Below are 11,748 nucleotides of genomic sequence, written 5' to 3' on the forward strand. Positions count from 1 at the left end.
TTGTGGGGTCATCGATAAAATCCTGTGGTTTTATGCATAAATTTTAGTTAGTCTATACAAGAAAAAGGGTATGTCTATAACCCCTCTAAGTTGTGCTCTGAACTGTTTAACTTTCGCATTAAATGATTCTGCAGCAGCATTTGATGCCCTATTAATATAGAAGTTTAGTATCTGCTCACTTCTGTCATATAATGTAGCAGCTATTGTGTTAAACGAGTCAAATCCAGATTGTTCTACTTCTTGATACCACTTCGCTAAATTGGTTCTTGCTCCTGCCTTTATCGATCGTTTATTAAAAATCATTCTTAAAGAATGACTAAGTGAATATGCCCGTTTAATATCCGGATATTCTCTGAATAAGACTGTAGCTCTGAGCTTCTGTGCTTCAGTCCATTTTTCAGCAGATTTGAAAAGCAGATACCGGCTCCTTGCCAATAATTCCTTGCGTGTATCACCATTCTCAAAGGTAAAAGGGGTATATTTCTTTTTCAGACCTTTAGCTTCCTGCCTGACATCAGTCTCTTCTTGTATAGCTTCCCAACGGTGTCCGATTCTAATTTCCTGTACAGCATCACACGCCAGCTTTTGAATATGGAAGCGATCTATCACACGGATAGCCGAGGTGAAACATCTGCGAACGATCTTGCGCATACTTTCTGACAAATCAAGAGTGACCTCCCGCACCATCCGAAGTGCTTCTTCAGGGATTTGTTCTAGCACAGCTATGACATCGTCAGCCTTGGTACCCTTGACAATAGCCACGATAGCACCTTTACCACCGTGTGCCTCTCTGTTGATGATTATAGTATATAACTCACCATTAGAAAGGGAAGTTTCATCAATACTCAAGTACGGTCCCAGGTTCTCGGAAAACAGCAGCCAGTTTGCGGCATGGGACAGTTGATCCCACATGCGGTAGTCACTTAGATACTCTTTATATTGCCGCTCAAACTGATCACCGTCAATATGATAATAACGTTCAAGAGAGCGGGCCGTAATCGGGTATTTCTCCAAGCAATCCTTTTAAAAAAGACGCGAATTCTTTTGAATGTCGCGTTCCCTGAGCGGTAAGCTCAAAAGTGTTACAGATGATAGAACCAGTTTCCTTGTCGAGCCATTTACGACGCCGTACACATAAGCTTACCTTACGGTCACGGATAGGAAAATCACGAATATAAACCGGAGGAAGAAAACCTTTGGACTCTAAAGAGTGAACCCTAGAGGACAAGGGAGGAAGATTTTGCTCATCTAAATGAATGGTTAACATTTCAGCGGTGTTCTCTATTTTAACAATATCAAAACACTCCAACAGGTCAGCTGGGAGTATGAAGCGAGCAAGAACTAAAAGAGTATCGTAACTAGTCATAAGAGTTTTTTGAAGGCAAAGATAAGAATTGGAGAGAAGAAGACCACATGATTTTACCGGTGAGCCGAAGTAAAACCAATCATACAGGCTGATACCAAAAGAGCCAAACTTAACACACTTTTTTGAAGTGCATTAGCAAACATAGATAATTTTTTCATTTTTATTTCCCCTTGTCTTTCCAGCTCCTAAAAGACCTTTTCTATTAAACGACAAAGCGTGGAACTGAAGATGCTGCTTCTGAGTGGAGATTGTAGGAAACCTGTGCACGGATGTGATAACAGCACCTCATGCTATAGCGTGAGATATCCCTTGTGCTGTGTACTTTGAAAATTTCCTATGTTTCCAATCACAAGATAAGCACAACGCTTCTTTCTTTTCTTATGTTATAGAAAGAGTTGACTCAATTCACCTGCAAAAGTAGATGTAATTTAATATAATTCCAAATGGAAAATAGTTTTATCCTAAAAAATATAATGTTATATCTTGTTGATTTTACTACATTGAGTAGGCAGCGTATGTACGGAAATATTAATGCCGTACACACCTGCAGACGAACCTGACTATCGGCTGCAACATACTCCTCGATGCAGTTAGGAAACATCGTGTACTGGTGGCAGTCTTTACCTTTGATATCATTCGTTGCAATCTGATTTTTTTAATTAAAGATACAGATTGTATGAGATATATTCTAATTATTTACACTGTTTTTGAGTGCGGACAGTCTTACCTATATGCTAGGGACGTTTATCCAGAGTGTTAACAAGCGGCAGTTAGTTACTGCCGTTTGTTTTCAGTTGTTCGTTCATAGCAGCAGCAGCTTTACGGCCATCACCCATCGCCAGAATGACAGTAGCTCCACCGCGAACGATGTCGCCACCTGCGTAAATCATCGGGATAGAAGATTCCATGTTGTCATTTACTGCGATGGTTCCTTTTCTTCCTAATTCCAGTCCTTTGATAGAGCTTGGAACAATCGGGTTAGGAGATACCCCAACACTGACAATGACCAGGTCTATATCGATTGTTTCCGTAGCTCCCGGGATGGGCACAGGACTACGACGTCCGGAAGCATCCGGTTCACCTAATTCCATCTTTTGCAGAATAACCTGTTTGACGCAACCTTGTTCATCAGCAATATATTCGATAGGATTATGCAGAGTGAGGAATTCAACTCCTTCTTCTTTGGCATGTTTTACTTCTTCGATACGTGCCGGCATTTCTTCTTCCGAACGACGATAGATGATGATAGCACGTTCAGCGCCAAGACGTTTTGCTGTACGGACAGAGTCCATAGCTGTGTTGCCACCACCGATTACTGCCACATTCTTACCGAATGCTACTGGAGTATCAGAGTCTTCGCTGGCAGCATCCATTAAATTGACACGGGTGAGGTATTCATTTGAAGACATGATATTGATAGAATTCTCTCCTGGGATATTCATGAAGTTGGGTAGTCCGGCACCGGAAGCCACGAATATTCCTTTGAAACCTTCCGCTTTCAAATCTTCTACACTGATCGTCTTTCCTACGATGCAGTCTTTGACGAAGTGAACGCCCATCTTACCGAGATTGTCTATCTCTACGTCTACAATCTTGTTTGGCAAACGGAATTCGGGGATACCGTATTTCAATACACCGCCAATTTCGTGCAACGCCTCAAATACAGTTACGTCATATCCATATTTAGCCATGTCTCCAGCAAATGCTAATCCTGCAGGTCCTGAACCGATAACAGCAATTTTGATATTGTTTTGCTCTGCAATGACAGGTATGGAGATTTGCCCGCTTTCGCGTTCGTAATCAGCAGCAAAACGTTCCAAATAACCGATAGCCACCGGCTTTTCATTCATTTTCAGATGAATACATTTGGATTCGCACTGTTTTTCTTGTGGGCACACACGTCCGCAAACAGCCGGAAGTGCACTTGTTTCTTTCAACGTTTTAGCCGCTTCGAGGAACTCACCGCGTTCGATATTTTTAATGAAGCGAGGAATGTCAATGCCTACGGGGCAACCTTCTATGCATCCCGGATTAGCACAATCAAGACAGCGTTTTGCTTCTGTAACAGCCTGTTCTGCTGTTAGTCCTTGATTAACTTCCTCTTTACGACTGTGTGAACGGTATTCAGCATCGAGTTCATTCATCTCTACACGAGGAATAGCCGTACGTTCTTTCGGCTTCATGGATTTGCGTAACTCCTGTCTCCAAACAGCATTACGACTTTTTTCATCGATTTCTTTGGTTGCTTCACATTCCGGTTCCAGCTTATGCATCTCTTCGCGTTCGATATTCTTGAACGCACCCATACGTTTCAGCATTTCGTCGAAATTCACCTGATGACCGTCGAATTCCGGTCCATCTACACAAACGAATTTAGTCTTTCCTCCCACAGTGATACGGCAAGCACCGCACATACCAGTTCCGTCCACCATGATCGTATTTAGAGAAACATCTGTGGGAATTTCATATTTTTTAGTCAGCAGGCAAACGAATTTCATCATGATAGCAGGGCCGATAGCAAAACATTTGTCTACCTTCTCGCGTTTGATAACTTCTTCTACACCTTCTGTCACCAAGCCTTTGTGACCGTAAGAACCGTCATCCGTCATGATAATTAATTCATCAGAGCTTTCACGCATTTCTTTTTCCAAGATAATAAGATCTTTATTGCGTCCGGCTAATACAGTGATAACACGGTTACCGGCAGCCTTCAAAGCCTGTACGATAGGAAGCATCGGAGCCACACCTACACCACCACCGGCGCAGACTACTGTTCCGAATTTTTCTATATGGGTAGCTTGTCCGAGCGGACCTACTACGTCAGTAATAAATTCGCCTTCATTCAGTTCACAAAGACGGGTAGAAGAAAGCCCGACTTCCTGCACTACCAGAGTAATGGTGCCCTTTTTCAGATCAGCACCCGCGATAGTCAATGGCATACGTTCTCCCTTTTCGCCTACACGTACGATGACGAAGTGTCCGGCCTTACGAGATTTAGCAATTAAAGGAGCTTCAATTTCAAATTTGAATACTTTTTCAGAAAAGCGTTCCTTGCTAATGATTTTGTTCATTATCTAATTAATTTGTTGTTTTTATTACGTAACTGCTATCAAAATGTTATATATTTTGGCAAATATACGGCTAATTTGCGAAATATAAAAGGAAAGCCACTCTTTTGATGAGTGGCTCCTTGTATATGAGTGAATTTCTCTTTTTATTTCGTTCTGATTTTGTATCCGGCCACTCCGTAATATAGGATGAACAGGAAGCAGGGGAGACAAAGCCAATATGCCTGTTGGGGAGTGGCTACGTCTTTCAGCCAACCGTAAAGGGTAGGGATAACGGCTCCGCCGAACATTGCCATGATAAGCAATGAAGAGCCTGCTTTCGTGAATTTGCCGAGGTCTGCCATGGCGAGCGGCCACAAAGCCGGCCACATCAGTGAGCATCCCAATGCCATAAACGAAATGAAATAGATGGAAACATGGCTTGGGGTGAGTACTACCAGCAGTGAACCGACGATTGCCAAGATAGAGCAAATCTTCAAGGCTGTTGCCTGACTGAGGTATTTCGGGATAAAGATGATACCGCAGATATATCCGATAACAATGCCGATAGGAGCAATCCATGCATAGTTGGCAGCGCCTTCCAAACCGAGTTCTTTGGCATAATCGACCAGGGTACCGAGTGAAACTGTCTCAACGCCTACATAAAGGAACAGGGCCAGGCAGCCCAATAGCAAGTGCGGGAACTGGAAAATGGAGGTCTTATTGGCAGCATACGGACAGGCTTCGGCTTCGTCCTCGTTTTCATCTTCTCCGGCAGCTTTCACTTCGGGCAGCGGTGCGAAGAATGCCATCACACCCAGAGCTACAAAAGCGCAGATGATGATGATAAACGGCTTACTCAAATCTTCAATGCCAATCAGGCTGACATCTTTGCCCAGTAGCCATACGATGAAGATGGCAGGAATAGGCCACGCCAGCTTGTTGCAGATACCCATTATACTGATACGTTTCGCAGCACTTTCCAGTGGTCCCAGTATCGTAATATAAGGATTGACGGATGCTTGCAGATATGCATTGGCGGCTCCGCTGATGAAAGATGCCAACAGGAATAAGGTGAAGCTTTCCTGTGATGCCGACAGGATGAACAGGTAAAATGCCAAAGCAAAAATAAAGAAAGACAGTGACATAGTACGTTTATAACCGATTGCTTTGATTGTGAGCCCGGCAGGATAACCGAATATCAGAAATGGGATAAAAGTTGCAGCAATGATAAGGTAAGATGCCGTGTTCGAGATTCCTAGTGATTTTTGTAATACGGGAACTAACAATGAGTTGATTCCTAATGCAAAACCAATTGCGAAGAACATGATGCCGATGAATGTCAAAGGCAAAACAAAACTTTTTGTGTTTTTGGTCATGGGGATAAATGTGTTAAAAAGGTTGTAAATGTTATTTCACTACAGATTGCACGGACTATCGCAGATTTTATTTCGATAAACAGTACACGATGTATCCTTATTCATCTGTGAAAATCTGTGCAATCTGTGGTAAGCTTTAGTCTATGATGTCGAAACCGCAGTACGGAACCAATGCTTTCGGAATTCTGATGCCTTCCGGAGTCTGGTTGTTTTCAAGCAAAGCGGCAACGATACGCGGCAATGCCAATGCGGAGCCATTCAATGTATGGCAAAGTTCGGTTTTTTTGTCCGCATTACGATAACGGCATTTCAAGCGGTTCGCCTGATACGTATCGAAATTGGATACGGAACTTACCTCCAGCCAACGTTTCTGTGCCTCGGAGTATACTTCGAAGTCAAAGCAGAGTGCGGCGGTAAAGCTCATATCACCACCACAAAGACGAAGGATACGATACGGCAATTCCAGTTTTTGCAATAGTCCTTCCACATGATCCAGCATTTCCTGATGAGATTGCTTGGAGTGTTCCGGCTTGTCGATGCGTACTAATTCTACTTTGGAGAATTCGTGCAGACGGTTCAATCCACGTACGTCTTTACCATACGAACCTGCTTCGCGACGGAAACATTGCGTGTAGGCACAGTTCATAATCGGCAATTGCTTTTCTTCCAGGATTACGTCGCGATAGATGTTAGTCACAGGAACTTCTGCTGTCGGAATCAGATATAAGTCGTCTACTTCGCAATGGTACATCTGTCCTTCCTTGTCGGGAAGCTGCCCTGTGCCATAACCGGAAGCGGCGTTGACTACTGTCGGCGGCATGATTTCTGTATATCCGGATTTGCGTGCTTCGTCCAAGAAGAAGTTGATGAGGGCACGTTGAAGCTGTGCGCCTTTACCTTTATATACGGGAAAACCTGCACCTGTGATTTTAACTCCCAGATCAAAGTCGATTAAGTCGTATTTCTTAGCCAGTTCCCAGTGAGGAAGTGCGTCTTTGGGAAGTTCGGTTTCCATACCCCCCATTTTCTCTACAACGTTATCCTCAGCGCCTACGCCTTCGGGCACTTCGTCATAAGGAACATTGGGGATGGTATAAAGTATATTCTGCATATCGGTGGTAGCCTTTGTCATGGCAGCATCCAGTTCCTTGTTGCCTTCTTTCAGTTCGGCAACACGTGCGCGTGCTGATTCTGCTTCTTCTTTCTTGCCCTCCTTCATCAGTTGACCGATAGTGCGTGAAAGCGAATTGACTTCTGCCAGGTTTTTATCTAATAGGTTTTGTGTGCTACGTCTCTTGTCGTTCAGAGCGATCACTTGCTCTACCGTTTCTTTTGCATTTTTGAAATGCTTCTTTTCCAGTCCGCGGAGTACCGCTTCTGTATTTTCTGTAATTTGTTTAATGGTAAGCATATCTATACTTTTTATGAACTTTCGTTTTTGAGACTACAAAGATAAAGAAAAAACGAATAATCAAGCAATGAAAACAGGCATAAAAAGTAAGGAGATGCAATCCTTTTCAGATTACATCTCCTTCTCTTACATATTTTCAGTTGTGCAATTATGCTTCAGTTGCAGGAACAACAGAAACATATCTTCTGTCTTCTCTACCAACTTTGAAGTTAACTGTACCATCTACTAAAGCGAAAAGAGTGTGGTCTTTACCCATTCCGATGTTTTCACCCGGGTGGAATTCAGTACCTCTTTGACGAACGATGATGTTACCTGCTTTGCAAGCTTCGCCACCAAATATCTTAACGCCTAATCTCTTACTTTGTGATTCGCGGCCGTTCTTAGAACTACCGACACCTTTCTTGTGTGCCATTTCTTCTTACTTTTTAAATTGATTAAGCTACTACTTCTGTGATTGTTAACTCAGTGAACTGTTGACGGTGACCGTTCAGTTTTCTGTAACCTTTTCTTCTTTTCTTGTGGAAAACAAGAACTTTGTCGCCTTTTACCAAGTTTGAAACAACCTGACAAACAACTTTTGCACCTTCTACAACAGGAGCACCTACCGTTACGTTTCCGTCTTTGTCTACCAAAAGAACTTTTTCAAATTCTACTGTTGAACCGTTTTCTGCACCTTCGATGTGGTGAACGAACAACTTCTTACCAGCTTCTGCTTTAAACTGCTGACCGTTAATCTCTACAATTGCGTACATCTTATATATTAATGTATAAGTTAGCTCCGGCGGGTGGTCTTTAATCACTTAAAGAGCTCTTTATCGAACCCGTTGCGGAATAATTGGGTGCAAAAGTACTGTTTTTATTCAATCCAAGCAAATGTTTCCGCTCTTTTTTTATTTAATAGGGGATTACTTCTTCCTCTCTATAAAGTTTAACACACAAAAAATATCTTCACACTATAGGGCAGATTTTTTGTTTTTGGCCTTGAAACAAAGTGTTTTGCGGCTTGAAAAACAAAGTGTTTCAAGCAATTGAAATGTCTTGAAACAAATCGGTTTTGTAGCAACAAACTATTTTCATTTAATTTCTTTGGACTAACTCTCCAAGATTTTCCATTATCATCCGATGCGGATAGGCGCGAAGCTCTTCTTCGGTTGTCATCCCATTGAGCACCCCTGCAAAATCCACTCCTGCATTCCGGGCAGTTTCCGCATCTACGGTACTGTCTCCGATATATAACGTCTCTTGTGGGATACTTCCCAAATGTTCCAATGCGAACCGGACTCCTTCCGGTGAGGGCTTCGCGGTTTTTACGTCTTCTCCGCCCACTACAATATCAAGAAAATCTTTCGGCAGATATGCTTCTAAAAAACTCAATATCCGAAAACGGTATTTGGTTGAGATGATTCCGATGCGGGTACCCTGTGCCTTTAACGCTTTCAGAGTAGAAAGGGTATCGGGGAAGAGGCGTGTGTTTACATTCATGTGGACATTGGCTTCCAGCTTGTATTCCTGCCGGAAAGTTTCAAGCTGTATCGGGTCGGTTACTCCGGTGAGGATACTGAAAGATTCTTCCAGTGTTTTGCCGATAGTACGTTTGATGGCTTCATCGGTAACGGTTAAATACTGGTGGCGGGTAAGCACTATTCTGAAACACTTAACGATGCCACGTGACGAATCGGCCAGTGTGTAGTCGAAATCGAATAAATAGGTCTTGTAATTCATTGGGGAAACATTATTGAGAGTGGTTGATTGGATTGTTAACGTATTCTGCCACCGCATATCCAGTGCCTGCTATAATAATCTTCGCCCAGTCTGCTGACAATTACTCCCCGGTTCGTGCTGGAATGGATGAATTTCCCGTTCTTCAGGTAGATGCCTACATGGGCTACTTCCTTTTTCGAACGGTTGCTGCTGAAGAATACCAAATCCCCTTCTTTGAGATTTCGCTTGGCTATCTTATTGCTTTTATTTTTAAGCTCTTCCGAGTTTCGTGGCACCTGGGTGCGATATACTTTCCGGTATATCTGATAGACCATGCCCGAACAGTCGGTTCCCCTTTTCGAATCTCCGCCGCCACGGTAAGGAGTGCCTATCCAGTCGGCAGCTTCCAGATAGAGTTTATGATTGTCCTCAAGATTGATGTCTACACCCAATAAGATGGAAGCTCGTGCCAATGCCTGATAGTCCAGGCGGGGAGCGGACGTGCGACAGGAACTGAGGATGGCGGTCAGCCCTGCCAAGATGAAAAATAGTTTGAAGTTAGCTTTCGTCATTTGTCTTCAATCATAAATCCCCTTATTCTTCCACATTGAAATAAGCTTCCAGCTCTGTTTCTGCCGAATTGTCCTCATTCATAATGTCCCGGATAATCACTCCATGCTCCAAGAGGGCAATTCGCGGACATACATCTACGGTATGATTCAAGTTATGACTGGAAATAATGACCGTAGCCCGGTGCTCTTCATTATACTTTTTGAGCAGATGCTTGATGATAGACTGTGAACTGGGGTCGAGGAAATTGAACGGTTCGTCCAGTATTAATAATTGCGGATGATGGAGCATGGCGGAGATAATACCAATCTTTTGTTTGTTTCCGGCAGAGTAGTTGCGGATTAGTTTCTTTTGTCCGGCGACCTCTCCGTTCATGAAACGTTCGAAAGGAATCAAACGTTCGTCCACTTCCTCTTTCTTCAATCCGTACATCTTTCCGATGAAGTAGAAATATTCTTCGGGAGTGAGGTAGTCAATCAAAAAGCCTTCGTCGATAAAGGCGCCCGTGAAGGCTTTCCAATCTTCGCTTTGGCTCACATCAATGTCGTTGATAACCACTTTTCCATCGTCCGCTTTCAGTAAGTCCAGCATTAACCGAAAGAGGGTCGTTTTACCTGCACCGTTGTTTCCCACCAATCCGAGCATATCGCCTTGATTGATTTCGTAGTGTTCTATGTCCACGGCAACCTTCTCGCCGAAATTCTTTTTTAGTTTGTCAATGGTAATCATGATTTTCAATGTTTATTTATATGGTTAGTGACCCATGAGGTGTCTATTGGCGGCTGTCTCTGAAACCTTCCATGTTCTCATATCTCCGTTTCATGAAGCGATGATATACATTCTTTATCCATAAAGGAGAGGTCAGGGTAAATCCGAGACCGATGACCAACAGAATTATGTAAGTAATCGTTTCACCTAAAAATGCATTTAATAGGCTGTATAAGATGAGTGGTACACCGAAGGCAACGAAATTAACTACCATCTGTATAGCACTATTTGTTTGCCGGCTTGCTACTTTTTCATTTAAAGGTACCGTCTGTTTGTTGTAAACAGCCAGTTGGAAGAAGCAGAAATAGATGAAGCCGATGGTATAGAAAAACCAAGCAAAGGCGCCTAGTAGGGTGAGTTTATGCATGATGATGGCAGGAATCATGAGTATGAAAGGTATGATTTCGCCGATGCTGTATGTGTAATATTTGGCTTTCAGCAGACTCATGATTGATTCTTTACGAGACATCAAGCCATCCATGTAATTACCTTCGAGGGACATAATCTGTGAAAGGATAATCATTCCGAATGCGGCAAAGTTGTATACACAGATAAAGGAAGTCATGAAATTGCCATCGTAGACACTGGAAAAACTAAGTGCGATGGAGAAAGCTGCAACTACGAAACCGATACTATGCAGCGAGCCTTTACAGCGGCGGTTGCGCAAAAGCATTTTCAGTTCGAGCCTCATATATTCTCCAATTTCCCCGTAGCGTTCGAAGAATTTATATTCGGAGACATGTTTAATCTGGTGATCTTCTACTTTTGCCAGCTCTGCATAGATAAGTCCGGACATGATCTTGCGGTTAATCAGCCATAAAACGGAAATCAGAAGTAGGGTGCCGAGGAAATAGAGAATGTTGCCCTGTATATATCCATCTCCCAGATCCAGGAAGAAATAGAAGAGGGGACTATCTTCGGGAATAAAAAGAAGGCAACCTATTCCACCGTAGAAAGCGATGGGTAATAGAATCCACCCAATACGTTCGTTGATAAGGGTGCGGCAAAGCAAGTACCAGTAGTTATTGACAATAATCAATAGTAAGATACCGATAAGATAGGTGATGACACCGGGAATACCGAAATATTTGGTAATAGTGATGAAGGAAAAAGGGACAAACAGGAACAACCAGAAGAGGTTGAACGGGTTGAGTCCGGAACGGATAAGGAGGAAGTCGATGACACGGTTCCGTTTAACCGGCAGCAAGAGGTAAGGTTTTACCTCTTGCGTCGGTGTTTTTTGGAACGGAACACGCAACAGGAAGTCGAGTGCCAGGATAAATATCAGAACCACTGCGTTCATTACATGATATGGTTCCCGGTTGGGAACCATATCTGAAAAACCAAACGCGAACGTCGTGCCGAAGAATATCAGGTAACCGGCCCAGAATGCGCCCATGACATAACCGAGTATTTTAGCAACTTTGTTCTTTTCATACATCGGATGCCGTTTGGCGGCAAGCCTTCCATGTTTGCGTAATTCGTTGAATATCATCATTCTGTAGA

Annotated in this window: 11 protein-coding genes; all 11 read right to left on the bottom strand. The window is 43.0% G+C overall.

Annotation, left to right across the window (positions count from 1 at the left end; translation table 11 throughout):
- Positions 1-30 precede the first annotated feature (30 nt).
- Positions 31-1,014 (bottom strand): transposase, encoded by a 984-nt coding sequence (locus tag AB9N12_RS12930; RefSeq protein WP_369889123.1) that lies wholly within the window; start codon positions 1,012-1,014, stop codon positions 31-33.
- Positions 980-1,366, bottom strand: coding sequence for a hypothetical protein (locus AB9N12_RS12935; protein ID WP_369888972.1), 387 nt, complete (start codon positions 1,364-1,366; stop codon positions 980-982). Before AB9N12_RS12935 ends, AB9N12_RS12930 begins: the two co-directional genes overlap by 35 nt.
- 770 nt (positions 1,367-2,136) lie before the next feature.
- On the bottom strand, positions 2,137-4,437 hold the full coding sequence (locus AB9N12_RS12940; protein ID WP_369892435.1) for a bifunctional dihydroorotate dehydrogenase B NAD binding subunit/NADPH-dependent glutamate synthase: 2,301 nt from the start codon (positions 4,435-4,437) through the stop codon (positions 2,137-2,139).
- A gap of 143 nt (positions 4,438-4,580) precedes the next feature.
- On the bottom strand, positions 4,581-5,792 hold the full coding sequence (gluP, locus tag AB9N12_RS12945) for a glucose/galactose MFS transporter (protein WP_369892436.1): 1,212 nt from the start codon (positions 5,790-5,792) through the stop codon (positions 4,581-4,583).
- Positions 5,793-5,928: 136 nt separating this feature from the next.
- Positions 5,929-7,203 carry a serine--tRNA ligase gene (gene serS / locus AB9N12_RS12950; RefSeq protein ID WP_369892437.1) on the bottom strand — a complete coding sequence of 425 codons (1,275 nt, stop codon included), beginning with the start codon at positions 7,201-7,203 and terminating at the stop codon, positions 5,929-5,931.
- A 148-nt stretch (positions 7,204-7,351) separates the two neighbouring features.
- On the bottom strand, positions 7,352-7,615 hold the full coding sequence (gene rpmA / locus AB9N12_RS12955; RefSeq protein WP_369892439.1) for a 50S ribosomal protein L27: 264 nt from the start codon (positions 7,613-7,615) through the stop codon (positions 7,352-7,354).
- 22 nt (positions 7,616-7,637) lie between these two features.
- Positions 7,638-7,955 carry a 50S ribosomal protein L21 gene (gene rplU, locus AB9N12_RS12960; protein ID WP_369892882.1) on the bottom strand — a complete coding sequence of 106 codons (318 nt, stop codon included), beginning with the start codon at positions 7,953-7,955 and terminating at the stop codon, positions 7,638-7,640.
- A gap of 325 nt (positions 7,956-8,280) precedes the next feature.
- Complete coding sequence (locus AB9N12_RS12965; RefSeq protein ID WP_369892441.1) at positions 8,281-8,925, bottom strand: HAD-IA family hydrolase; 645 nt, start codon at positions 8,923-8,925, stop codon at positions 8,281-8,283.
- Positions 8,926-8,960: 35 nt separating this feature from the next.
- Entirely contained in the window at positions 8,961-9,476 is a 516-nt protein-coding gene (locus AB9N12_RS12970) for a C40 family peptidase (RefSeq protein WP_369892444.1), read from the bottom strand.
- A gap of 22 nt (positions 9,477-9,498) precedes the next feature.
- Positions 9,499-10,203 (bottom strand): ABC transporter ATP-binding protein, encoded by a 705-nt coding sequence (locus AB9N12_RS12975; RefSeq protein WP_369892445.1) that lies wholly within the window; start codon positions 10,201-10,203, stop codon positions 9,499-9,501.
- A 43-nt stretch (positions 10,204-10,246) separates the two neighbouring features.
- Entirely contained in the window at positions 10,247-11,740 is a 1,494-nt protein-coding gene (locus AB9N12_RS12980; protein WP_369892446.1) for a DUF5687 family protein, read from the bottom strand.
- Between the last annotated feature and the right edge of the window lie 8 nt (positions 11,741-11,748).

The organism is Bacteroides sp. AN502(2024) (genome assembly GCF_041227145.1).
Taxonomy (GTDB): Bacteria; Bacteroidota; Bacteroidia; order Bacteroidales; family Bacteroidaceae; genus Bacteroides.

What these genes read in the sequence shown, in the direction of transcription:
- serS (WP_369892437.1), bottom strand. Translation starts at nt 7,203, where the DNA reads ATGCTTACCATTAAACAAATTACAGAAAATACAGAAGCGGTACTCCGC.
- gluP (WP_369892436.1), bottom strand. Translation starts at nt 5,792, where the DNA reads ATGACCAAAAACACAAAAAGTTTTGTTTTGCCTTTGACATTCATCGGC.
- AB9N12_RS12970 (WP_369892444.1), bottom strand. Translation starts at nt 9,476, where the DNA reads ATGACGAAAGCTAACTTCAAACTATTTTTCATCTTGGCAGGGCTGACC.
- AB9N12_RS12940 (WP_369892435.1), bottom strand. Translation starts at nt 4,437, where the DNA reads ATGAACAAAATCATTAGCAAGGAACGCTTTTCTGAAAAAGTATTCAAA.
- AB9N12_RS12975 (WP_369892445.1), bottom strand. Translation starts at nt 10,203, where the DNA reads ATGATTACCATTGACAAACTAAAAAAGAATTTCGGCGAGAAGGTTGCC.
- rplU (WP_369892882.1), bottom strand. Translation starts at nt 7,955, where the DNA reads ATGTACGCAATTGTAGAGATTAACGGTCAGCAGTTTAAAGCAGAAGCT.
- AB9N12_RS12965 (WP_369892441.1), bottom strand. Translation starts at nt 8,925, where the DNA reads ATGAATTACAAGACCTATTTATTCGATTTCGACTACACACTGGCCGAT.
- rpmA (WP_369892439.1), bottom strand. Translation starts at nt 7,615, where the DNA reads ATGGCACACAAGAAAGGTGTCGGTAGTTCTAAGAACGGCCGCGAATCA.
- AB9N12_RS12935 (WP_369888972.1), bottom strand. Translation starts at nt 1,366, where the DNA reads ATGACTAGTTACGATACTCTTTTAGTTCTTGCTCGCTTCATACTCCCA.
- AB9N12_RS12980 (WP_369892446.1), bottom strand. Translation starts at nt 11,740, where the DNA reads ATGATGATATTCAACGAATTACGCAAACATGGAAGGCTTGCCGCCAAA.